23 protein-coding genes and 1 pseudogene are annotated in these 22,873 nt (G+C 70.3%); 16 read left to right on the forward strand and 8 right to left on the reverse strand.

The annotated features are described in order from the left end of the window. Window positions 1-82: 82 nt before the first annotated feature. From WG209_RS17105 to WG209_RS17115, 3 genes and pseudogenes are all read left to right on the forward strand, one after another. A pseudogene (locus WG209_RS17105) lies at window positions 83-1,186 on the forward strand (DUF1559 domain-containing protein). A 110-nt stretch (window positions 1,187-1,296) separates the two neighbouring features. Further along, window positions 1,297-1,521, forward strand: coding sequence for a hypothetical protein (locus WG209_RS17110; RefSeq protein ID WP_337176291.1), 225 nt, complete (start codon window positions 1,297-1,299; stop codon window positions 1,519-1,521). A gap of 124 nt (window positions 1,522-1,645) precedes the next feature. Then, window positions 1,646-2,029, forward strand: a complete 384-nt coding sequence (locus WG209_RS17115; RefSeq protein ID WP_337176292.1) for a hypothetical protein — start codon at window positions 1,646-1,648, stop codon at window positions 2,027-2,029. Window positions 2,030-2,045: 16 nt separating this feature from the next. On the opposite strand, the gene ispG is transcribed toward WG209_RS17115, so the two are convergent. Then, a complete protein-coding gene (ispG, locus tag WG209_RS17120; protein ID WP_337176293.1) occupies window positions 2,046-3,221 on the reverse strand; it encodes a flavodoxin-dependent (E)-4-hydroxy-3-methylbut-2-enyl-diphosphate synthase in 1,176 nt (391 codons plus the stop codon). A gap of 131 nt (window positions 3,222-3,352) precedes the next feature. Between ispG and WG209_RS17125 the strand changes: the two genes are divergently transcribed. After that, window positions 3,353-4,246, forward strand: a complete 894-nt coding sequence (locus WG209_RS17125; protein ID WP_337176294.1) for a methyltransferase domain-containing protein — start codon at window positions 3,353-3,355, stop codon at window positions 4,244-4,246. Between the two features lie 256 nt (window positions 4,247-4,502). On the opposite strand, the gene WG209_RS17130 is transcribed toward WG209_RS17125, so the two are convergent. The 3 genes from WG209_RS17130 to WG209_RS17140 form a co-directional block, all read right to left on the reverse strand. After that, complete coding sequence (locus WG209_RS17130) at window positions 4,503-4,919, reverse strand: hypothetical protein (protein ID WP_337176295.1); 417 nt, start codon at window positions 4,917-4,919, stop codon at window positions 4,503-4,505. Between the two features lie 74 nt (window positions 4,920-4,993). After that, entirely contained in the window at window positions 4,994-5,653 is a 660-nt protein-coding gene (locus WG209_RS17135) for a DUF1080 domain-containing protein (RefSeq protein ID WP_337176296.1), read from the reverse strand. Window positions 5,654-6,350: 697 nt separating this feature from the next. Then, entirely contained in the window at window positions 6,351-7,196 is an 846-nt protein-coding gene (locus tag WG209_RS17140) for a hypothetical protein (protein ID WP_337176297.1), read from the reverse strand. 269 nt (window positions 7,197-7,465) lie between these two features. On the opposite strand from WG209_RS17140, the gene WG209_RS17145 reads away from it, so the two are divergent. From WG209_RS17145 to trpD, 9 genes are all read left to right on the forward strand, one after another. Then, complete coding sequence (locus WG209_RS17145; RefSeq protein ID WP_337176298.1) at window positions 7,466-8,812, forward strand: hemolysin family protein; 1,347 nt, start codon at window positions 7,466-7,468, stop codon at window positions 8,810-8,812. Between the two features lie 138 nt (window positions 8,813-8,950). Continuing rightward, complete coding sequence (locus tag WG209_RS17150) at window positions 8,951-9,742, forward strand: (Fe-S)-binding protein (protein WP_337176299.1); 792 nt, start codon at window positions 8,951-8,953, stop codon at window positions 9,740-9,742. Further along, a complete protein-coding gene (locus tag WG209_RS17155; RefSeq protein ID WP_337176300.1) occupies window positions 9,739-11,268 on the forward strand; it encodes a LutB/LldF family L-lactate oxidation iron-sulfur protein in 1,530 nt (509 codons plus the stop codon). Before WG209_RS17150 ends, WG209_RS17155 begins: the two co-directional genes overlap by 4 nt. Continuing rightward, window positions 11,265-11,927 (forward strand): lactate utilization protein C, encoded by a 663-nt coding sequence (locus WG209_RS17160; protein ID WP_337176301.1) that lies wholly within the window; start codon window positions 11,265-11,267, stop codon window positions 11,925-11,927. The genes WG209_RS17155 and WG209_RS17160 overlap by 4 nt, the downstream gene beginning before the upstream one ends. 365 nt (window positions 11,928-12,292) lie before the next feature. Further along, complete coding sequence (locus WG209_RS17165) at window positions 12,293-12,688, forward strand: phage holin family protein (RefSeq protein ID WP_337176302.1); 396 nt, start codon at window positions 12,293-12,295, stop codon at window positions 12,686-12,688. Beyond that, complete coding sequence (locus tag WG209_RS17170) at window positions 12,664-12,921, forward strand: hypothetical protein (protein ID WP_337176303.1); 258 nt, start codon at window positions 12,664-12,666, stop codon at window positions 12,919-12,921. The genes WG209_RS17165 and WG209_RS17170 overlap by 25 nt, the downstream gene beginning before the upstream one ends. Window positions 12,922-12,960: 39 nt before the next feature. Continuing rightward, entirely contained in the window at window positions 12,961-13,344 is a 384-nt protein-coding gene (locus tag WG209_RS17175) for a hypothetical protein (RefSeq protein WP_337176304.1), read from the forward strand. 477 nt (window positions 13,345-13,821) lie between these two features. Then, on the forward strand, window positions 13,822-15,363 hold the full coding sequence (locus WG209_RS17180) for a trypsin-like peptidase domain-containing protein (RefSeq protein WP_337176305.1): 1,542 nt from the start codon (window positions 13,822-13,824) through the stop codon (window positions 15,361-15,363). A gap of 3 nt (window positions 15,364-15,366) precedes the next feature. Further along, window positions 15,367-16,404, forward strand: a complete 1,038-nt coding sequence (trpD, locus tag WG209_RS17185) for an anthranilate phosphoribosyltransferase (protein ID WP_337176306.1) — start codon at window positions 15,367-15,369, stop codon at window positions 16,402-16,404. On the opposite strand, the gene WG209_RS17190 is transcribed toward trpD, so the two are convergent. From WG209_RS17190 to WG209_RS17205, 4 genes are all read right to left on the reverse strand, one after another. After that, window positions 16,385-16,897 carry a GNAT family N-acetyltransferase gene (locus tag WG209_RS17190; RefSeq protein ID WP_337176307.1) on the reverse strand — a complete coding sequence of 171 codons (513 nt, stop codon included), beginning with the start codon at window positions 16,895-16,897 and terminating at the stop codon, window positions 16,385-16,387. The two genes, trpD and WG209_RS17190, sit on opposite strands and share 20 nt — an antisense overlap. Further along, window positions 16,894-17,811, reverse strand: coding sequence for a rhomboid family intramembrane serine protease (locus WG209_RS17195; protein WP_337176308.1), 918 nt, complete (start codon window positions 17,809-17,811; stop codon window positions 16,894-16,896). The genes WG209_RS17190 and WG209_RS17195 overlap by 4 nt, the downstream gene beginning before the upstream one ends. A 112-nt stretch (window positions 17,812-17,923) precedes the next feature. Continuing rightward, on the reverse strand, window positions 17,924-18,304 hold the full coding sequence (locus WG209_RS17200; protein ID WP_337176309.1) for an STAS domain-containing protein: 381 nt from the start codon (window positions 18,302-18,304) through the stop codon (window positions 17,924-17,926). 186 nt (window positions 18,305-18,490) lie between these two features. Further along, complete coding sequence (locus WG209_RS17205; RefSeq protein ID WP_337176310.1) at window positions 18,491-18,715, reverse strand: hypothetical protein; 225 nt, start codon at window positions 18,713-18,715, stop codon at window positions 18,491-18,493. Between the two features lie 466 nt (window positions 18,716-19,181). On the opposite strand from WG209_RS17205, the gene WG209_RS17210 reads away from it, so the two are divergent. The 3 genes from WG209_RS17210 to WG209_RS17220 all read left to right on the forward strand — a co-directional run bounded on the left by WG209_RS17210 (window position 19,182) and on the right by WG209_RS17220 (window position 22,814). Further along, a complete protein-coding gene (locus WG209_RS17210) occupies window positions 19,182-20,192 on the forward strand; it encodes an FAD:protein FMN transferase (RefSeq protein WP_337176311.1) in 1,011 nt (336 codons plus the stop codon). Window positions 20,193-20,383: 191 nt separating this feature from the next. Next, entirely contained in the window at window positions 20,384-21,226 is an 843-nt protein-coding gene (locus WG209_RS17215; protein ID WP_337176312.1) for a DoxX family protein, read from the forward strand. A gap of 31 nt (window positions 21,227-21,257) precedes the next feature. Further along, complete coding sequence (locus WG209_RS17220; RefSeq protein ID WP_337176313.1) at window positions 21,258-22,814, forward strand: Gfo/Idh/MocA family oxidoreductase; 1,557 nt, start codon at window positions 21,258-21,260, stop codon at window positions 22,812-22,814. The last annotated feature ends 59 nt before the right edge of the window (window positions 22,815-22,873 follow it).

The raw sequence follows: 22,873 nt of genomic DNA on the forward strand, positions 1-22,873 counted from the left end.
CCCCGCGCCACTCTCCCCGCGCCGGCCCCGCGGCCGTATCCGGGCCCGTTCATCCCACCTTACTCTCATTCGGAGTCGGTCCATGTCAACCGGATCAAGACGGGATTCGTCCCGCGCTGGCTTCACGCTGATCGAGCTGCTGGTGGTGATCGCGATCATCGCCGTCCTCATCGCCCTCCTCCTGCCGGCCGTCCAGGCGGCCCGCGAGGCCGCCCGCCGCTCGCAGTGCGTCAACAACCTCAAGCAGCTCGGCCTGGCGGTCCACAACTAAGCCGACCAGAACCAGTGCTTCCCGTTCAAGGACATGTATCCCCACGTCGCCGACTCGGCGTGCGGCTGGTCGCTGTCGTGGCCGCTGGCGATCCTGCCGGGCCTGGAGCAGCGGGCCATGTACGACAACTACAACTTCTACTTCTCCACCGGCGGGGCCGACTACGACACCCCCTGCACCACCGGCAACGGCTGGGTCAACTCCACCGTCGGCCGGGCGCAGATCGCCACCTTCCTCTGCCCGTCGGAGAGCCTGACCCAGCATCCCGACCCGGGCTGGGGCACGATGAACTACTACGGAAACCTCGGCGGCCCCGGAATCCTGGGGACGTTCTCGGGGATCATCGTCCCGAACAACGCGAGCATCCCGGTGACCGTGGGTTCCGGTTACGGTAGCGGCGCCCCGGTCTCGTTCTCGGCGATCACCGACGGCTCGTCGAACACCGCCCTCTTCAGCGAGAAGCTCTTCGGCAACCCCAACGGCCTGTCGATGATGCGCGCGGGGACGGTCTCCGGGAAGCGCGGGATGTTCAACCCCAGCGGGACGACCCCGCACGACACGGGCGACCGGGCCGCGGCCATCGCGTTCCTCGCCGCCTGCCGCAACATCCCGTCGACGTCGGTCGCGACGTCGAGCATCTCCGGGCTGAGCTGGACGAAGTCCTACCCGGCCTACTCGGCGATCAACACCTACACCCACTTCGGCCCGCCGAACAGCGTCGCCTGCGCCGTCGACAACACGTACTGGGGCGGCCCGTCGGCGGCGGTCCCGCCGAACAGCAACCACTCCGGCGGCGTGAACGTCGGCATGGCGGACGGTTCGGTGCGGTTCATCAAGGACTCGGTCGGCTTCGAGGCCTGGTGGGCGCTCGGCACCCGGGCCGGCGGCGAGGTCATCAGCTCCGACTCCCTCTGATCCCCGGGCTGATTCCGCATGACAACGACGCCCGTCCTCCTCGCCGTCGCGTCATCGCCGACGTCCGACGGGCGTCCCGCCCATACAGCCCCGCGCCTGGAGTAACGTCCATGAAATCGAACGCCTTGCGCCTCGTGGTGCCCTGCGCCCTCGCGGCCTTCCTCGTCGGCTGCTCGGGAGAGACGAGCGACGGGCAGCCGCCCGTCATCGACACGTCGGCCGCGCCCCCGCCCACGACATCGGAATCCGCGAGCAGCGGCATCCCCTCGTCCGGCGGCGCCGTCAAGAAGAAGCCCGACCCCGTCGGGGCCCTCTCGCCGATCATCCCGAAGTGACCGCCCGCGCGGCCGTCGCGACCGCTTGAAGTCAAGGGGGGCCCCGGCCCCCCTTCTTCATGCGCCTCGTCGGGCGAGATGGGCGACAGTCGGCGTCCTCTGACCCACAAGGAGGGACGCCCGGATGGAAGTCCTCATCGCCTGCCTCAGCGTCGCCGGCGCGATCATCCTGGTGGTCGTCGTGCTGACGCTGTTCTTCAAGCTTCTCGATCGCCTGGGACGTGGCGACCCCGGGCCGATCCGGCGGCTCGACGCGCGCGGCGTCCTCGACCCCCGGCTGCGGGTCACCATCCACATGGTGGACCGCGCCGTGATGTCGGACGTCCGCGTGCTCGGGACGCTCCTGGACGTCGTCGACCAGGGGGCCCCCGTCCAGTTGCGGGAGATGCTCGTCGTCGAGCATCAGGACGGCCGTCGGAGCCTGATCCGGGCCAGGAACGTCAAGTCGATCGAGGTGCCCGCCCCGGCCGGGCGCGCGCCCGACGCCCCGGGCGTCGGGCGCGACTGACGCGGCGGACGGCCGCTCAGCCGATGACCGTCAGCCCGGCGACGGATTTCGCCTGGCGCTGCTTCTCCTTCTCGACGAAGGAGGCGAGGGGCGGGACGTACTCGTCGAACCGCTGGACCTCTTGCAGCAAGGCCTCGACCATCTCGGCCTCCTTGACCTGCCGGATGGGGACGCCTCGCTTGAAGATGACCCCCTTGCCCGAACCGGCGGCGATGCCGATGTCGGCCTCCTTGGCCTCGCCGAAGCCGTTGACCAGGCAGCCGAGGATGCTGATGCGGAGGGGGTTGGACAGCCCCTTCATCCGCTCCTCGACCTCGGCGACGATGCGCTCCAGGTCGATGTCGAGCCGGCCGCAGGTCGGGCAGGCGACGACCTCGGGCTTGGTGACGCGGCGGTCGCAGGCGCGGAGGATGTCGAACCCGGCGTCGATCTCCGGCACCGGGTCGCCCAGGAGCGAGACCCGGATGGTGTCCCCGATCCCCCGCAGCAGGATCGCCCCGATCCCCGCGGCGCTCTTGAGCGTGCCGTACTCGCGCGAGCCGGCCTCGGTGATGCCGACGTGGGTGGGGTAGTCCGCCTTGGCGGCGTACTCGGCGTAGCAGGCGACGGCCGTCGGGACGTGGCTGGCCTTCAGGCTGACGATCATCTGCTTGTAGCCCAGCGACTCGGCCGTCTCGATGTGCCGCAGCGCGCTCTCGACCATGGCCTCCGGGCAGGGGAAGCCGTACTTCTCGACCAGGTCCTTCTCCAGGCTCCCGGAGTTGACGCCGATCCGCATCGGAACGCCGGCGTCGCGGGCCTTGCGGACGACCTCCTTGAACCGCTCCTCGCCGCCGATGTTCCCCGGGTTGATCCGGATCTTGTCGACGGCGCGGCGGCCGGACGGGGTCCGCGCCTCCAGGCAGGCCAGGGCCATCCTGTAGTCGAAGTGGATGTCGGCGATCAGCGGGATCTTGATGTGGTCCCGGATCGCCTTAACCCCCTCCACGTCCTCCTTCTTGGGGACGGTGACGCGGACGACCTCGCACCCGGCCTCCTCCAGCCGGCGGATCTGGGCCAGGGTGGCCTCGGCGTCGAAGGTGTTGGTCGTCGTCATCGACTGCACCAGGATCGGGTTGTCCCCCCCGACCGGCGCGTCGCCGATGCCGATCTCCTTCGTCTTGTGCCGCTGGACGGTCGTCGCGTAGGCCATTGATCCTCGCCCTAATTTGTCGTCAAATTCCGAGGTCGGCGCGCGCCTCATCCTCGCGGACGCATGAATCGATCCTAATCGGCGACGGCCGGTCCGGTCAAGCCCACGCGCCCCCCTCAACCGATCGGAACATGAGCAAAATTCCCCTGCCACCCCTGATCAAGCGTCCCCTGATCCGGGCCTGGAACGAGGCCCATCGCGCGGGCTGGTTCGCGCGCGACCGCGCGTCGGCCCTGATGAGCCGCCGGGTCGAGCGCTGCTCGGTCTGCGGCGAGCGCCGGCTGATGCTCTACCGCCGCCGCGTGGTCCCTCCCCGGCTGGTCGCGCTCTGGGGGCTCACGGAGCGTCAGGCGCGCGCCCTGGCGCGGAAGGAATCGTGCGATTGCGCCGGCTGCGGGTCGAAGCTGCGGGCGCGACGGCTCGCCGACGTCATCCTCGACCTCTACCCCATCGCGGGCGTCCGCGCGCCGGATCTCCGCTCGTGGACGAGGGGCGCCGAGGCGGGCGACCTGCGGATCGCCGAGATCAACCGGATCGACGGAGTCCACGAGACGCTCGGGAACCTGGCCCGATTCCACCCGTCGGAGTTCTTCCCCAACGCCCGCCCCGGCAGCCACGTCGGGGGCGTCCGCCACGAGAGCCTGATGGGGCTGACGTACGAGGACGAGCGGTTCGACCTGGTGCTCACTTCCGAGACCTTGGAGCACGTCCCCGACCTCGCGACCGCGCTGGCGGAGATCCGCCGCGTGCTGGTCCCGGGGGGCCTGCATGTCTTCACGGTCCCGGTCTCCCCCGTCGTGCCGCGGACGTATCCGCGGGCGCGTCTCGACAGAGACGGCTCGATCGTGGACCTGGCGACCCCGATCATGCACCCCGGCGGCGACGTGGGCTATCGCGTCTTCACCGAGATCGGCGCGGACTTCCCGGAGATCCTGGAACGCGCCGGCTTCGAGACCGAGGTCCGCTTCGGCCCCGTCTCCGACGACGACCTTGCCCAGGTTTACGTCTGCCGCAAGCGGGGCTGACGGTTCGGATGCGCCGTAACGTCCTGGCGCACGATCCCCGGTACAACCGACGCCTACCAGAGACTGGGACAAGACCTATCCGGCGGCGAGCAACTCGTCGTGTGCCAGCCCGCGGCGCATGGTGCTCGCGGCGAGCGGCGCCCCGGTCCCCCGGAGGGCTCGGGGTGGTCGTGGAGGACCCGCGATCGTTTCACGCCTTTTCTCCGACCCTATCCCCCGCGGCCCGGCTCGACGTCGAGCCGCGCGAGGAGGCCGACTACAATTCGTCGGGCAGGTCGGGACATTCACCGAGCAACGCGCCGCAGTTTTGGCAGGTCACCGGGGCGGTGGACCCGTACTGGGAGCGAACGAGGGAATCACACTGGTCGCAGAACTTCGTGGAATGGAGAATCATCGACGAGATCATGAGCGTCCCGGGCACGAGGATGACCAGCATCCAAAGTCCGACGAGGGGCCCATTCTCCCTGACGGTGAATACCGTGACGACAACGACGAAGAAGACGGCGTTGAGCCGGACGGATTGAGGATAACATTTCCGTTTGGAGGCCGCGTCCTTCCCGGCGTCGAAGAGAAAGTAGTTGACAACGCTCATGGCCAACCACAATACCGGCACGAGCAAATAGATGGGGTCATTCGAGATGAACTTGGCTTGGACGAAAGTCGCTGCGTCCATGTCTCAATCTCGATCGAACCTACGGCACGTCGGGTAGGCCGTCGGATGGCCGGGTTGGAAAGACGACGGCGGTGTCACTTCGTAGCGGTCTCGCGGTCTGGCTCGCGGATCTCGACCGAGCGGAACGCGATCTGGCCGCCGTGGTTCTGAAGACAAACGTAGCCGCGGAGGGGCTTCGTCTTGAGCGCGTCGACCTGGACCTGGTCGATGTCGTGGAGCGTCTTGCCGTTGAGCACCACCCGGACACGCGAGCCCTGGCACGTCACCTCGATGGTGTTCCATTCGCCGACCGGCTTCATGGCGTTCTCGCGCGGGGCCATGTAGCGGTAGAGCGAACCCGAGCTGTGCGGATTCGGCGGCTGGCCCGCGTCGTCGATGAGCTGGATCTCGTACGAGTAGAACGAGGGACGCGTGCCGCGGGAATCGGCCGGGTCGAACGCCGTGGTTCGGAAGCCGATGCCGCTATTGCACTTCGGGGCCAGCATGCGGAACTCGACGTGGAACGTGAAGTCGTCGAACTCCCGCTCCTTGTAGCGCAGGAAGCCGAACCCCTTGCCGCGGCAGACGATCTGGCCGTCCTCGACGACCCACACGGGGGCGTTCACGCCGTCGATCACCGTCTCCGACGCCCCCTCCGCGACCCAGCCGTCCAGGGTCGCGCCGTCGAAGAGCCGCGTCGCCCCGTCGTCCGCCGCGACCCCCGCGAGTCCAATGGCCAAAAGCACGATCCACATGACGAGTCACTCCGGCGCGGGGAGCTACGATGGGATCGGCCCGCTCCGGTTCCCCGGGCCGAATGACCGGCGGATCGTATCACGCCCCATCGGCCGATGCGAGCGTCCGGAGGCGCGGGAGGAACTCGGAGATCATGACGCCCTCACGCCTGGCGGGGATGGGCGACCCGAGCGCGGGACAGGGGCGGGTCGGTCGCGGCGGCCATGAGGGCGGACCGTCGAATCCCAACAGCGCCCGTGCTCGCCATCCCCCTCTCCTGACCGCTTCGCGGTCTTTCCTCCCCCGCGAGGGGGGAGGAGGTTCACGGTCCGAGGGCGCGAGGCCTGGCGTGGGGTTTCCAGGGGGTATTCCGGGTCCTATTACCGGAATCATGAAATCGACGGCCGTCCTCGCGCGATCCTTCCCCGTTGAGATGATCGTGATCTTTGACAATTCGACTCGTGGGAACGACCGGGGCGAAGCCCGCGGGAGACTCGTCGTCGCTGGCCCTGGCGGCGGCCAAGGCGAGAGCAACGCGGGCGCGACGCCTCGCCGTCCGGGGTTCTAGCTCCCGACGACGAGGCAAGTTAGCCCGCGATCGAGCATTCGAAAATGCCGAACGAAGCCAACGTCAAAACGGTGCAAACGCCGTAGCCGTGATAATTTATCGCCAGCCACGCGAAAGACCGTCGCGACGAACGAAGCCAACTTTCCGGCTCACGGTCGGGCGATGCGTCGCGGGGAGTCGATCGGCTGGGGGGCGTCGTCGAAGGCGAGGACGGGGTTGTGGGAGGGGGGCGTGCGACGGTCGGCGAGGACGCCGCGATGCCACGACCGCCAGGCGCGGTCCAGCTCGTGGACATCGGTCAGGCCGTAATGCTCGAAGGTGGCCTCGTCCCAGCCCGAGCGGAGGCCGTCGCGGACGAAGCGGAGGAACCGGGGGCGGCCGCCGATCTCGATCAGGAATCGGGAGACCGAGTAGCCCTGGCCGTAAAACGCCATCAGATCCTTCGGGTACTCGTCGATCACGAACAGCTCGGCGAGCTTGATCTCGCCGCGACGGCCGACGAGGTCGGCGGCGATCTGGTCGTGGCGCGTCAGCTCGCGCTCGTCCTCGCTGAGCAGCGACGCGCCCTCGTCGGCCCAGCGGGGCATGGGCCCGCCGAAGAAGGCGGCGAAGATGGTGTGCGTCACCTCGTGGGGCAGCGACGAGGCGAGGATCCGGTCGAGCCGGCCCTCCACCATCATGCTCTGGTCGGTGACGCGGCCACGGTCGAAGCCGAACGTCGTCGCGCCGCCGGCCTCGCCGCCGGTCAGCTTCACCCGGATAGGGCACGGGGCGGCCCAGTCGGGCATCTCGCGGCCGAGCCAGGCCCGCGCGATCGTCCGCCGGCATTCCTCGGCGTGGTCGCCGACCTGCTGGGCGACCTCGCGGGTGGGGGCGGTGACCTCGAAGTTCGTCGTCCGGTACGTCGCGGCCGAGGCCCCGCACGGCAGGGAGGCGAGCGACAGGACCAGGGCCGCCGCCAGTCGGCGCGACCACCAGGCGCGATGGGCATCCATGCGGAGCACTCCTCCATGAGCGTTCGCCAGGCCGCCTCGATCCCCCGAGGCGGCGGCCGGACGCGGGCGTCGTCCGACCGGCCGCGGGACTTTACCAGAAATACGCCCCGCCGTCGCCTCCCGTTTTCGGGAAGGCGCAAGCCGTCTCGGGGGAGGGAATTCGAGAGTGCCACGCGGCGCTCGATCGGTTAGAATTCCAGCCGACCGCCGGCGGGCCCCGTCGCGACGGCCCCGCCACCTTGTCCGACCAGGAGACCCGCCGGCCTTTTATGGAAACGTCTCACTTCCTGATCATCGCCGGCCTGATCCTCGTCAACGCCTACTTCGTGGCCGCCGAATTCGCGCTCGTGAAGGTGCGGACCGTCCAGATCGAGCAGCTCGCCGAGCAGGGGAACTGGGCGGCGAAGCTGACCAGCAAGGCGCTCGACCACCTGGATCTGTACCTGTCGGCCTCGCAGATCGGGATCACGGTCGCGAGCCTGGCCCTGGGGCGGACCATCGACGAGTGGATCAACCCGCTCGTCGAGCGCGCGCTGGCCTGGATCGGCCTCCCCCACGCCCCCGTCGCGGCGGGGGGGCTGTCGATCGCGGTGGTCCCGATCATCTCGCTGACGTTCGTCACCTTCCTCCACATGGCGCTGGGGGAGCAGGCGCCGAAAACGCTGGCGATCCGGGCGCCCCGGGTCGTCACCCTGATCACGGCCCCGCCGCTGGTGCTGCTGGCCTACATCTTCTGGCCGGCCATCTGGCTGCTGAACGCGGCCAGCAACCTGACGCTCAAGGTCATGGGCCTGGGGGGGACGAACCCGGAGGAGATCGCCCACACCGACGAGGAGCTGCGGCACATCCTCGCCGAGAGCGTCGCCGGCGGCCAGCTGACCAGGACCGAGCGGATGATGATCGAGAACGTCCTGGCGCTGGAGTACAAGACGGCGCGGCGGATCATGATCCCCCGGCCGGACATCGTCTACCTCAGCCTCTCGCGGCCGATCGAGGAGAACCTCCGGGTCGCCCGCCAGGCCGGGCACACGCGATACCCCCTCTGCGAGGACGACCTGACGACGGTGATCGGCATGATCCACGTCAAGGATGTCTTCCGCAACGGCGGAGCCCAGGGGGGCCGGGTCGACCTCCGGCAGCTCGTCCGCAAGGCCCCCTACCTCCCCGTCACCCTCCCCCTGGACAAGCTGCTGCTGGAGTTCCAGCGCAACATGATCCACCTGGCGATGCTGCTGGACGAGTACGGCAGCGTGGTGGGCATGGTCACGCTGGAGAACGTGCTGGAGGAGCTGGTCGGGCCGATCCAGGACGAGTTCGACCGCGAGGTCCCGGAGGTCGCGGACCTCGGCGGCGGCGTCTTCGAGGTCGAGGCCTCCTGCCCGCTCGACCGGCTGGAGGAGGCCGTCGGCGTGGAGGTCCCGGAGACCGACGCCGAGACCACCGGCGGCCTGATCCTCGACCTGCTCGGCCGCCTCGCCCGGACGGGGGACCAGGTGGACGTCGCCGGCCACCGTTTCACCGTCCTCAAGGCCGACCCGACCCGGATCCGCAAGGTCCGCGTCGAGCCGATCCCCCCGGCCGAGGGGGACGAGGACGAGCCCGCCGACGAGGCCTGAACCCGGCCGCTCCCTGTCGCCCCCCCCGTCGGCGCGATAGAATCGCGGCAGTCCGCTTGCCGAGGGGGGCGAACGCCGGCCCCCCGCGGCGCAAGTCGCGCCGGCGCCAGGCCGTCGCGGTCCCATCGGGGGTAGTTCATGCGCGTCTCGCTGTTCATCACCTGCTTCAACGACACCCTGTTCCCAGGCACCGGCAAGGCGATGGTCGCCCTGCTGGAACGGCTCGGCCACGAGGTCGAGTTCCCGATGGACCAGACATGCTGCGGGCAGATGCACTACAACACGGGCTACCACCGCGAGAGCCTGCCGCTGGTCCGCCATTTCGTCGAGACCTTCCGCGACGCCGAGGCCGTGGTCTCCCCCTCCGCCTCCTGCGTCAGCATGGTCCACGAGATGTACCCCAAGATCGCCGCCGAGCACGGCGACGAGGCGCTCCGGCGCGACGTGGCCGACCTCGTCCCGCGCGTCCACGAGCTGGCCATGTTCCTGGTGAACGTCCTCGGGGTCGAGGACGTGGGGGCGTACTTCCCCCATCGCGTCACGTTCCACACCACCTGCCACTCGATGCGGATGCTCCACATCGGCGACGCCCCCCAGCGGCTGCTGCGCAAGGTCCGCGGGATCGACCTGGTGGACCTGCCCCTGTCGGACGAGTGCTGCGGCTTCGGCGGGACGTTCGCCGTCAAGAACGCCGACACGTCGATCGCCATGCTGTCCGACAAGGTGCGCTGCATCCTGGACACCCGGGCCGAGTACTGCGCCTCGGCGGACAACTCCTGCCTGATGCACATCGGCGGGGCCTTGCACCGCTCGCGGACGGGGGTCAACCCGATCCACCTGGCCGAGATCCTGGCCTCGACCGAGGACGGCATGCCGGCCGTCGGGGTCGCCGCCGCGGCGGCCGACGCCGGGAAGGACGACCGACGATGAGCCGACACGACCCGACCACCAACGCCGAGCTGATGTCGCGCGAGGTCGTCCCCCCCCTGCCCGTCGGCCGGCCGGCCATGCCGTTCCAGGACGCGGCGAAGCTCTCGCTGGCCGACGCCCAGCTCCGCTTCAACATGGGCAAGGCCACGACGACCATCCGCGGCAAGCGCCTGAAGGCCGTCGCCGAGATGCCCGACTGGGAGCGGCTCCGCGAGGCCGGCCGCGCGATCAAGGATCGCGCGCTCCGCCACCTGGACAAGTACCTCGTCCAGTTCGAGGAGTCGGTCCGACGGGTCGGCGGCCACGTCCACTGGGCGGCCGACGCCGACGACGCCAACCGGATCGTCGCCGGGATCGTCAAGTTTCACGGCGCCAGCGAGGTCGTGAAGATCAAGTCGCTGACAACGGACGAGATCGGCCTCAACGAGGCGCTCGCCCACCAGGGGATCCGGGCCTACGAGACCGACCTCGCCGAGTTGATCATCCAACTCGCCGACGAGCGGTCGTCGCACATCCTCGTGCCGGCGATCCACAAGAGCCGGGCCGAAATCCGCGAAATCTTCCGCCGCACGCTGGAGAACACCGAGGGCCTGAGCGACGACCCGAGGCAGCTCGCCGCCGCGGCCCGGGCCCACCTCCGCAAGAAGTTCCTCACCGTCCCGGTCGCGGTCAGCGGCGTGAACTTCGGCGTGGCCGACACCGGGACCATCTGCATCGTCGAATCCGAGGGGAACGGCCGCATGTGCCTGACCCTCCCGAAGGTGCTCGTCTCGGTCATGGGGATCGAGAAGCTGGTCCCCACCTGGCGCGACCTGGAGGTCTACCTCCAGACGCTGCCCCGCTCCAGCACGGCCGAGCGGATGAACCCCTACACCTCGTTCTGGACCGGCCTGGCTCCGAAGGGAGACGGCCCGGACGAGTTCCACCTGATCCTCCTGGACGACGGCCGGTCCAAGGTGCTCGGGGACCAGGTCGGCCGGCAGGCGTTGCAGTGCATCCGGTGCTCGGCCTGCCTCAACATCTGCCCCGTCTACGAGCGGACCGGCGGCCACGCCTACAACTCGGTCTACCCCGGCCCCATCGGCGCGATCCTCACGCCGCAGCTCGTGGGGGTGGGGAACGCCGGATCCCTCCCCTATGCCTCGACGCTGTGCGGGGCCTGCTACGAGGTCTGCCCGGTCAAGATCAACATCCCGGAGGTGCTGGTCCACCTGCGCGGGGAGGTCATCCGCCACAAGCAGGATTCGATCACCGGCCGCCTCGCCCCCGAGAACGTGGCGATGCGGGCGCTGGCGAAGGTGTTCACGTCCCCCCGCCGCTTCCGGGCGATGCAGCGCATCGGGCGGCAGGGCCAGAAGCTGATGCTGAGGGAAGGGATGATCCGGCGCCTGCCGGGATATCTCGGCGGCTGGACGGCCGTCCGCGACGTCTTCCCGATCGCCCCCCAGACGTTCCGCGAGTGGTGGGCCCAGCGAGAGCGCGCCGTCCGCCCCAAGCAGCCCCCACGCGAGGAGACCCGGCCGTGACGTCGTCGCGCGAGACCGTCCTGAACCGCATCCGGGCCGCCCTGAAGGACGTCCCCCCCGACGAGAAGCCCGAGGACGTGGCCGTCGCCCGCGACTACCTGCTGGTCGACGAGTCGCCCGAGCGGGAGCGGCTCGAACGCTTCATCGAGCGCGTCAGGGAGTACAAGGCGAAGGTCAAGATCGCCCGCCCCGACGCCCTGTCCGCCGCGATCGCCGAGTCGTGCGCGGAGCGGAACGTCCGCCGGCTGGTCGTCCCCGCCGACATCCCCGAAGGCTGGGCCCCGCCGGGCGTCGAGCTGATCCGCGAGCCCGGCCTGACGAACGAGCAACTCGACCGGAGCGACGGCGTCCTCACCGGCTCGGCCCTGGGCATCGCCCAGACCGGGACCGTCGTCCTGGACAGCGGGCCCGGCCAGGGCCGACGCGCGATCACGCTGGTCCCCGACTACCACCTCTGCGTGGTCTTCCAGGACCAGGTGGTCGGCCTGGTCCCCGAGGCCGTCGCCCGGCTCCAGTCCGCGGCCGAATCCCCCGACCGCCCCATCACGTTCATCTCCGGCCCGTCGGCCACCTCCGACATCGAGCTGAACCGCGTGGAGGGCGTCCACGGCCCGCGGACCCTGGAAGTCATCGTCGTGACCGACCTGGACGTCGAGTAAGCCCCCCCGGCCGAACTTCCGCCCCCATCACCACGTCGGGCCGACCTCCGCGCGGGGCCGGCCCGTCGTCGCGATCGCGCGCGCCCAACCTTTTCCTCGCGCGCGCCCAACTCGCCGACGAATCTTCCGCCGCGCGGGCTTCTCCGACATTTCTCTCGGCCCGCGCCGCGCGCTCGGCCTTCATCGCGGGCCGGTCCAACCGCCGCGCGGCGTGATCGGAGCAGCCCCCGCGGTTGATCCAGCCGGTCGGGATGGCTCAATCCCTTCGCGCGGCGAGCGCGAAAGGAGTGGGCCTTGCTCAGGCGGCGCACGGTTTGCTCTGCGTATGCAGGCGACGGGACGCAATACCGCGGGAGGTCACGACCTTGGAGCAAGACATCGCATCGAAAATGGCCGACGGGATCGAACCCGTCGCGCGGGATGCCGTGCGGCTCGTCGAGCTGCACGCGGATCTCCTCCGCGGCGAGATCAGGGAGACCGCGTCGGAGGCCGTCCCGGCCGTGACCTCGCTGGCGGCCGGGGCGGGGCTCGCGGCCGCCGGCGGCCTCCTGGGTTCCCTCGCCCTCGTCCACGGACTCCACCGCGTCAGTCGGGTGCCGCTCTGGGGCTGCTACGGCCTCGTCGGTGGCCTGCTGGGAGCGGTCGGCGCCGGGCTCATGGGCGCGGGCGGGCGCAAGCTTTCCGGGGTGGACTTCATCCCGCGGGAGACGCTCGCCACGCTCAAGGAGGATCTGGAATGGGTCAGGGGAAAGACCAGGTAGACGCGTCGCCGTCCGAGATCCGCGAGGAGATCGCGAAGACCCGATCCGACCTGCGGCGGCACCTCGGCGCCCTGAATCCTCGAAATCTGCTAGGCCTGGGCGAGAGCCCCGCAGATACCAAGATGCCGACCACGAAGAAGACCGCCTCCAAGAAAGCCGCCAAGGCACCCGCGAAGAAGGCCGAGCCGAAAGACGACGCCAAGAAGCTGGACGCCAAGGCCAAGCCGGGCTAGCGCGCGTCGAAGGCCGGCGACAAGAAGGGATCGGGCGGCGTGGCGAAGGCCGCGAAGAGTCCCGCCAAGTCCAAGACGAACCCCAAGTCGGAAGCCTCGAGCAAGCCGGCCAAGGCGAAGCGTTCCTCAAAGTCTCAAGGGATGGTCGCCCAGGCTGGCTCGACGCTCGACACGATGGCCGCCGGGGCCGTGGTGGGCGCGGTGAAGGCCGCCGCTCGCGCCATCGACGAGAACGAGGTCAAGGCCCTCAAGGGCCGCGGCAAGCGGGCCACGTCGACCGCCGACGTCCTGGGCGAGATGGGCCCCGACGCCGCGCTCGGGGCGGTCGTGGGCGCCGCCGGGACCGTGCTGCCGGTGGAAGAGAAGGCCGAGGAGAAGGCGCCCGCTCGGGGCGGATCGAAGTCGCGCGCCAAGAAGTCCTGAGTCCCTCGGTCCGCTCGGCGAGCGAGACCCGGCCCGCGTCGTGGCCTCGCTCGTCGAGCCGCCCGTCCCACGCGGCTCTCGCTCCACCGACCTATCACATGATCGTCGCCCGCGATTCGACCTCCGCGCGTCGTCGCGCCGAAGGCCGCGGAGCGCATCCCAGGTGTATGCATCGGGGGCCTTGCACACCCATCGCGCTTTGCGATGGTGACGGCGGCCCACCGGACGTTCACGCGATACGCGTGGCCCGTCTCGCGTTGTGATCGGCGAGATTCGTCCCGACGAACGGCCTCGTAGGCTTGCCAGGCCGTGGCCTCCTCCGGACCATCGCGGCCCTCCCCTGCTCGCTCCTGGTTTTTGACTAGGCCCCCAGGCGCGGGGTATATTGTGGGGAAGTCGATCGGGCGGGACGGTCGTCCCGCGCGCCTCGGACAGACGGCCCGCGCCCGCCGGCCCCCTAGACTCGGAGCCCCGTGCATGAAGATTCAGCCGGCCTCGGTCATCCTGGCGGCGGGGGCGATGGGGATCGGGCTGGGCTTCGGGTTCCAACTCGGTCGCGGCGGCGGGACGATTTCGGCCCAGGCCGCCCCCCGCCTCGACGGCCCGGTCCAACTGGGTGCCCCGCGGGCCAGCCGCGCCGGCGAGGGCGACTCGCGGATCTATGACGAGCTGAAGCTGGAGTACGACCGCTTCAAGCACGTCGACCGGATGTTCGAGCTGGTCGCCCAGGCCGTCCGGCCGACCGTCGTCCACATCGTCACCCAGAAGACGAGCCGCCAGGACGAGGGCCAGCGGGTCCGCAAGTTCGAGGAGACCGGCTCGGGCGTGATCGTGCGCAGCGAGAAGGCCGCCGGGCTGTATGTCCTGACCAATCATCACGTCGTCGGCGGGGCGAAGCCCAACCGCATCCGCGTCTTCCTGCACGACGGCCGGGCGCTGACGCCCGTCGAGATGTGGAGCGACGCCATGGCCGACGTCGCCGTCCTGAAGCTCGACCGCGACGACCTCCCCTCGGCCCGCCTGGGGGACAGCGACGTCGTCCGCGTCGGCAGCTGGGTCATGGCGCTGGGGAGCCCGTTCGGCCTGACCCACTCGGTGAGCCAGGGGATCATCAGCGCCCGCGGCCGGCACATGGACGAACTCATCGACGTGGAGAATCAGGACTTCCTCCAGACCGACGCCGCCATCAACCCGGGCAATTCCGGCGGGCCGCTCGTCAACATGCTGGGCGAGGTCGTCGGCGTCAACAACTCGATCGCCAGCAGCCACGGCGGCAACGAGGGGGTCGGGTTCAGCATCCCGATCAACCTCGCCCGCTGGATCATGGACGAGCTGATCGCCAAGGGCCGGGTCGCCCGCGGCGGCCTGGGGATCGTCCTGGACCCCGACTTCCGCGCCGAGAAGGCCGCCGCCCGCGGCCTCGACCGGCCGCACGGCGCGCTCATCAATCGGGTCTATCCCGACTCCCCCGCCGCCCGCGCGGGGGTCCGCGACGGCGACATCGTCCTCCGCTTCGGCGGGACCTCGATCCAGGATCTGAACCACCTGATCAACACCGTCTCCATGTTCCCGATCGGCCAGCCGGCGGAACTCGTCGTCTGGCGCGACGCCCACGAGACCAAGCTCCAGGTGACGGTCGACGACCGCGAGCGCACGCTGGGCTCGCCGAACGACCCCGAGCCGGACGCCGAGCCCGGGCCGGACGCCGAGCCTCGCGACGCGGCGACGCCCGCCCGCGCGATGGGGCTCGAATTGACGACCCTCGACGCCACGTCGGCCGTCGGTCGGGGCCTCCCGCGATCGACCCGGGGCGCGCTGGTGTCGGACGTCGACCCCCGCGGCCCGTTCGCCGAGATCTGCCGCGCGGGCGACGTGATCGCCGCGGTGAACGAGCAGCCGATCCGTTCCGCGGCGGAGGCCGCGCGGCTGCTGGCCCACGAAGACGCCGCCCCCCTGCTGATCACGATCGACCGGCCCGTCGACGGCCGCGTCGAGCGCCACATCTTCCGAGTCCCCTGACCCATGCCGACCGACCTGCCCGCCGCGATCACGAACGCCATCGAGCACCTGGCCGCCGGCCGCCCCCTGGACGTGGAGTCCGCCCGCCTGTCCGTCGCCGCGATCCTTTACGGCGCCGCCGGCGAGGTCGAGACCGCCGCCTTCCTCACCGCCCTGCACGTCAAGGGGGAGACCGGCGACGAACTCCTGGGCGCGGTCCAGGCCGTCCGCGACGGGATGGTCGCCTTCGAGCACGACCGCGAAGGCGCGATCGACACGTGCGGCACCGGCGGCGACCGCGCCAGCACCGTGAACATCTCCACCGGCGCGGCCGTCGTGGTCGCGGCCTGCGGGGTGCCCGTCATCAAGCACGGCAACCGCGCCGCGTCCGGCAAGTCGGGGAGTTCCGACGTGCTGTCCGAACTCGGCGTCGACATCAAGGCCGAGCCCCCGGCCCTGCGCGCGGGGCTGGAGGAGTTGGGCGTCGCCTTCCTCTTCGCGGCGCGGTTCCACCCCGGCCTGGGCGCGGTGGCGCCGATCCGGCGTCGGCTGCCGTTCCGCACGGTCTTCAACCTGGTCGGCCCGCTGTGCAACCCGGGTTCGCCCCCGTACCAGCTAGTCGGCGTCCCCCGCGAGAGCCATGCGCGACGGATGGCCGAGGTGCTCTCGCGCACCCCCTGGATCCGCCGCGCCGTCGTCGTCCGCGGGTCCGACGGACTCGACGAGGTGACGCTATCCGGCGAGACCGAGGTCATGCTCGTCGAGGACGGGCGGATCGACCGCCTGACCTGGACCCCCGCCGACTTCGGGTTGCCGGTGACCCCCGCCCGAGGGTTGACCGTGAGCGGGCCGGCCGACAGCGCCGCGCGGCTTCGTCAGGTGTTCGAAGGCGGTGACGGGCCCGCGCGGGCCTACATCATCGCGAATTCGGCGGCCGCCATCTGGACCGCCCAGGGGACGCCGCTCCGCGACGCGGTCGCCCTCGCGACCGACGCCCTGGATACGGGCCGCGCCGCCGCCCTGCTCGACCGCTGGTGTCGGATCAGTCGGGGCGAGTCCTGAGAGGGGCGGTCGACGGCCGACCCGACCGATCCAGCCATAGCTCCTCGTACACGGCGTAGCCCGCGTCCGCGAAGCCGAGGGCCCGGTAGCTCTCGCGGGCCGCGTGGTTCTCGTTCTCGACGTAGAGACGGACGCCGATCACGTCGCCGGCCGCGAGCGCCTCGTCGCGGACGCGGCGGTGGAGGGCCTTGAAGACGCCGCGGCCCCGGTGGTCGGCGTGGACGTAGACGCTCTGCAGCCACCAGAGCCAGCCGGCGCGCCAGTCGCTCCACTCGCGGGTAACCGCCGTCTGGCCGATCACCTCGCCCGCCGCCTCGGCGACCCAGTAACGCAGGCGGTCGGGGTCCGCCAGGCCGCGCGACACCCCTTCGCGCAGGATGGCCCGGTCGAGCCGCTTCGACTCGGTCTCCCAGCCCAGCCGGGCGTTGAACTCGACGATCGCGTCGAGGTCCGCGAGCGTCGCGGCCCGCACGGCGAAGCCCGGCGGGGTCATAGGCGCTCGCCCCGTCGGTGGCGGGCGCGTCGGCTGGCGTCCTGCAAGACCTTGCGTTCTTCCTCGGTCAGCCCTTCGCGGCCCTCGCGGGCGATCTTCGCCAGGACCTCGTCCAGCCTGGCGTCGAGCTGGTCTTCCTGCACGGTCGTGGCCGTTCTGGCGCCGACGGCGTCGCCACGGCCGGGGACCGCGGAGCGCGGGCGGGACTGCTCGTAGCGCGGCGGGACGACGACCTTGAGCCGGGGCCGGCCGCCCCAAGTGCCCATCAGCCGCGTCCAGCGGAGGTCGAAGTGCTTGTAGGCCACGGCGAACGCGGCCCCCGCCGCGTGCGACTCCCACGCGATCCCGGACGAACGCGCGTCGCCCAGCAGCGGCCAGACCAGGTAGATCGCCAGCAGCAGCCACATGGGCGTCGGGATGAAGCCCATGAACAGGAGCTCGCGCCGGGGGTAGTACAGCGTGTAGAGCGTCACCACCCCCAACACCGCGCCGGAGGCCCCGATCATCACGCCGGCATGGGGCCGAAACGCCGCCGCCAGGATGGCCCAGCAGAGCGTGCTGACGATCCCCGAGGCGAGGTAGAACGCCAGGAAGTCCTTCCCTCCGTAGAGGGATTCGACCTCGCGGCCGATGAAGTAGAGGAACAGCATGTTCCCCACGATGTGGAGGATCCGCGTCTGGTCGTGGAGGAAGGTGGCGGTCAGGAGCTGCCAGATCTTCCCTTCCTCGAAGATCCCCCTCGGGGAGGCGGCGAACCAGGCGTAGAGCGTGTCCTGGTCGATCCGGAGGATCCAGACGGCCAGGAACACCCCGACGTTGATGAGGATCAGGGTGTTGCACCAGGACGACGTGGGGCCGAGCCACGACGCGCCCCCCCTGTCGCCCTGGTAGTACTCGCGGTCGTAGATCCCCATCGGCTCCGCTCCGGGATAGGAGTCGCGTGGCGGCGATCGGCGGGCCGTCGGGCCATCGTCCGGGACGGCGGTGGGGCCGTCCGCCGGCGACGACGCGACGGCGGACGTCGCGTCAGTCGAGGAGCAGCGCCTCGACCGCCTCGTTCCGGGTGTCGTAGATCGGCCAGACGATGTCCAGCGAGGTGACGCGGAGCAGCTCCCTCGTCCTCGCGGTCACGCCCGAGATCGCCATCGAACCGCCGCGCGCGGTGACGAGCTTCCAGGTGCGGATCAGGAGCGCCAGGAACATCGACCCGAAGTAGTTGACCCGGCTCAGGTCGAAGACGATCAGCGGGTGGTCGCACCCCTTGATCGGTTCCAGGATGAGGTCGGCCGCCTGCTTCTCCAGCCGGAACGAGAGCCTCTCCAGGGCCGGCGTGGCCATGATGACGGTCACGTCGCCATGCCGCTCGATGGTGAAGGCTTCGTCGCTCGCTGTATTCTTGGTGGCCATCATGAAGCTCGCTGCCAGAGGGGCGGGCCGAGACGGGGAGGGCGACGCCCAGGATGATCCCCCACCTAGACTAGCGCTTCGGAGGGGCGGGGGCAAGGTCGAACGAGCCCGCGTCGACTTCGGGGACCGGGGCGAGGGTGCCCGCCGGGGCCCCGGCGGGCATCGCGAGCGGGCGAGCCCGGCCGATCAGGCCGAGGGGCGGCAGTTGGAGAACGCCCGGACGACCTCGTACAGGTCGGGGCTGACCAGCAGCTCGTCTTCCTCGAAGTCGCGCAGCCAGACGTAGTTGTCGCGATAGGCCTGCGCCAGCAGCGGATAAAGGTCGCAGAGCCGGATCGGGATCGACGGGGCCTCGGCCTCCTCGTGATCTTCCTCGGGATAGGGGAAGAGTCGCAGCCGTGCGGTCGCCATGGTTCATCGTCCTCCGTGCATTCGCGCGGGCCGGGCGCCGGGCGGTCCCAGGCCGTTTTTGATCCGCTCGAGGGCCGAGCACGAGCCCGGGGCGCGACGGCGAGACGTGAACCCGACGCGCATCCGGCTCTATCCTGACGCCGGTATCATCGGCCGGCCGCGGGGCCCGGCATCAGGAAATCCATCCTCCCTCGCCCCGACGTGGGTATATCCACCCCGGAAACCCGGCGATGGAAGACGAACTGGCGCGTGCCGACCGCGCCGGCTTATCCGGCCGAGCCGCCGAGGTTTCGTCGATTCAGTCTCTTCGCGCGGCGGGATCCTCCGCGTTATAGTCGAAAGATCGTCCCGAGGGTCGAGTCCCCGACGGCGACCCCCCCGGCATCCCACCACCCCTACAAGGCCCCCCTCCGTGAAGGCTCCTCGAAGCGGAGTGAACCGTCGCGACCTGATGCGTCTCCGACGCATGAGTTCGGCGTCCGCCCGCCCGCCTTCCCCCGTCCCGGACTCCGCCGCGGCGACCGACCTCCTGCGCGTGCATCGGCCGGGCATGGGGTCCGCGTTCGAGATCCGCCTCGGGGCCCGCCTGCCGGGGGCCCTGGAGCTGGCGTCGCGGGCTCTCGACCGCGTGGAGGAGCTGGAACGCCAGCTCACGATCTACAACGACGAATCCGAGGTCTCGCGCCTGAACGCCTCGGCCCACCTGGGCCCCGTCGTCGTCGAGGAGGGGCTGTTCCGCCTCCTGGAGCTGGCCCGCGCCATATCCGAGTGGAGCGGCGGGGCCTACGACGTCACCGCCGGGGCGCTCTCGCTGGCCTGGGGCTTCGTCCGCGGCCCGCGACGGGTGCCGACCGACCGGGAGCGGGCCGAGGCCATGGCCCGGTCCGGCTGGCGCAAGCTCCGGCTCGACCCGGCGACCCGATCCGTCTCGTTCGCCGTCCCCGGGATGGTGATCAACCTGGGGAGCATCGGCAAGGGCTACGCCATCGACCGGGCGGTCGACGTGATCCGGGGCCACCTCCTGCCGACCTCGGCCCTGGTCCACGGAGGCCGGTCCAGCCTGTACGCGCTGGGCTCTCCGCCGGGACGGTTCGCCGACCGTTGGGAGATCGCCCTGCGGAACCCGTACGACGAAGCGTCCCCGCTGGGCGTCTTCCGGGTCCGGAATCGAGCCATCGGGACCTCCGGGGGCGCGTTCCAGAACTTCGAGGCGGGCGGCCGGAGCTACGGCCACATCCTCGATCCCAGGAGCGGCGAGCCGGCCGACGGGCCGGCGAGCGTGACCGTCCTCGCGCCGACGGCGGCCGAGGCCGACGCGCTGTCGACCGCGCTGTACATCCTGGGGCCCGACGCCGCCCGCGACCTGGTCGCGCGCCGGGCCGACGTAGGTGTCGTCTTCGTGGACCAGGGGCCGCCCGACCGCGGCCCCCGCGTCGTCGCGCTGGGGCTCGGCCCCGGCGACTTCGCGACGTCTTGATTTGACCGTCGCACGCCAGTCGCTAGCAGAGTGAAAGGAGGCGTCCCCTGAACGCCGCCAGACGTTTCCAGATCGGTTTCCTCGGGGCGACCTTCCTCGTCCTGCTCCGCGTCGCCATCGGCTGGCACTTCCTCTACGAGGGGCTGGACAAGTACCAGTCGGGCGAGCGCGGCAAGCCGTTCTCCGCCGAGATGTACCTCCGCGCCGCCGAAGGGCCCTTCGCCCCCTACTTCCGCGGCATGCTCGACGACCCCAACTCCCTGAACCTCCTCTACCCCGACCGCCTGAAGAAGTCGTGGGCGGACGCGGCCGAGGAGGTGGCGAGCTTCCACAACTTCACCGAGGACCAGAAGGCCCGGTCGCGGGAGCTCCTCGCCGAGGCCGACCAGTGGGCCGACTACTGGTTCCACGCCCCGGCGAACGCCCAGGACGTGAACAAGTACCTGCACGACCTCCGCGCCGCCATGCTCGCCGAGCGCGACCCGAAGGCCCTGTCCTACGAGCGCGAGCGCGCCGACGAGGCCCGCAAGGCGCTCGAGGCCGACCGCAAGAAGCTCGCCGAGCCCGTCATCGCGCGGACCGACGCGCTGATGGGGGCGATCCAGGGGCTGGCGACGCCCGAGCAGAAGGAAAGGGGCGAATATCGGCCGCGGACGACCTTCCTGGACGTCGCCAACGTACTGACCATGTACGGGCTGATCGCGATGGGGGCCTGCCTGATCCTCGGCCTCTTCACGCCGTTCTCGGCCCTGTGCGCCGCGACGTTCCTGGGGATGATCTACCTGTCCATGCCGCCGTGGCCGGGCGTGCCCGAGCCGACGAAGGTGGAGGGCCATTACTTCATCGTCAGCAAGAACCTGATCGAGCTGATCGCCTGCCTGCTGATCGCCGCCACGCCGAGCGCCCACTGGGTGGGGCTCGACGCCCTGCTCTTCGGCGCCCGCCGCCGACGCCGCCTGGCCCGCCGCGAGGGCCTCGCCGGCGACGAGTCGGCGCTCGACGGCCGTGAGCCCCTCGTCGCGACCCGATCCTGAGACGACGTCTTCTTTCGAGAGGAATACGAATATGACGCACCTGACCCCCGAAGAGCGCGTCCTGGGCCGCGAGAACGCCAATCGGGCCCTGGGCATGAGCCGTCGCGACTGGCTGGCCGCGGCGGCCGCCGCCCCGGCGATGGGAGCCTTCTACTTCGGCTACAACAAGATGGGGGACAAGCCCCCCGTCAAGGCCGCGCTGATCGGCACCGGCGACGAGGGCTGCCAGGCCATGATCCGGTTCCACAACCGGGACTACATGAATTTCGTCGGCTTCCACGACATCCGCCCCTCGCAGATCGAGCGGTGTCGGAAGGAGTTCGCCAACCACAAGCAGTACGGCGAGGCCGACGCCAACGCAATCAAGCAGTACGCCAACGACGACGAGATGTACAACGACCCGGACGTCGAGGTCGTCGTCATCGCGCTGCCGCTGTGGCTGCACGCCCCGGTCGCCATCAAGGCGATGAAGGCGGGCAAGCACGTCTTCTGCGAGAAGCTGATGGCGCACTCGATCGCCGAGTGCAAGGAGATGTGCCGGGTCGCCCGCGAGACCAACCGCCTGCTGGCCGTCGGCCACCAGCGGCACTACTCGGCGCTCTACGACAACGCCAACTTCCTGCTGAACAGCGGCGCCCTGGGCGAGGTCCGCCACATCCGGGCCCTCTGGCACCGCAATAACGCCCAGCCCCGCGTCAAGAAGGACGAGGCCGGCAACACCGTCTTCGACGCCGCCACCGGCCTCCCCGAGTGGCAGCGCGACGAGAAGGGGAACATCGTCTACCAGGACTCCTGGAGGCGGATCTACCCCGAGGCCGACCTCAAGATCGACTACGCGGCTTACGGCTACAAGAGCCTGGACGAGCTGATCAACTGGCGGCTCTACAACCGCACCGGCGCCGGCCTGATGGCCGAGCTGGGGAGCCACCAGCTCGACGCCTGCTCCATCTTCCTCGGCAAGAAGCACCCGCTGGCCGTCACCGGCGTCGGCGGCACCTTCTTCTACAAGGACGGGCGCGAGGCCGACGACCACGTCTTCACGATGTTCGAGTTCCCCGGGGAAGACCCGAAGGACCGCATCGTCGTGACATACTCGTCGATCAACACCAACTCGTTCGACGGCTACGGCGAGCAGGTCATGGGCTCCAAGGGGACCATGATCGTCGCCGGCGAGAAGGAGATCCTCCTGTTCAAGGAGGCCGGCAACGCCACCCTCTCCAAGTCGACGAGCGTCACCGTGGAGACCCAGGGCAAGAAGCCCGTCCTGGAGACCAGCCCCAGCCTCGCCGGCCCCAGCGCCGCGACGGCCATCGGCGGCCTGGCCACGGCCGACCCCTCGCGCGGCTACCGCGAGGAGCTCGAGCACTTCGCCTACTGCGTCCGGTACGGCGACGCCTCCAACTTCCACGCCGACGAGGAGCACCAGCCCCGCTGCAAGGGCGAGGTCGCCCTGGCCGACGCCGTCATCGCCCTGACGAGCAACATCGCCATGCGCGAGAACCGCCGGATCGAGTTCGACCCGAAGTGGTTCGACTACGCCAACGACGCCACCCCCGACGGCTCCACCATCATCGCCAAGCGGAGCTGACGACCGCGCGGCGGGCGAGCCCCACTCGCCCCCCCCCCCCCCCCCCCCCCCCCCCCCCC

Origin of the sequence: Paludisphaera sp. (genome assembly GCF_037189885.1) — a bacterium.
Taxonomy (GTDB): Bacteria; Planctomycetota; Planctomycetia; order Isosphaerales; family Isosphaeraceae; genus Paludisphaera.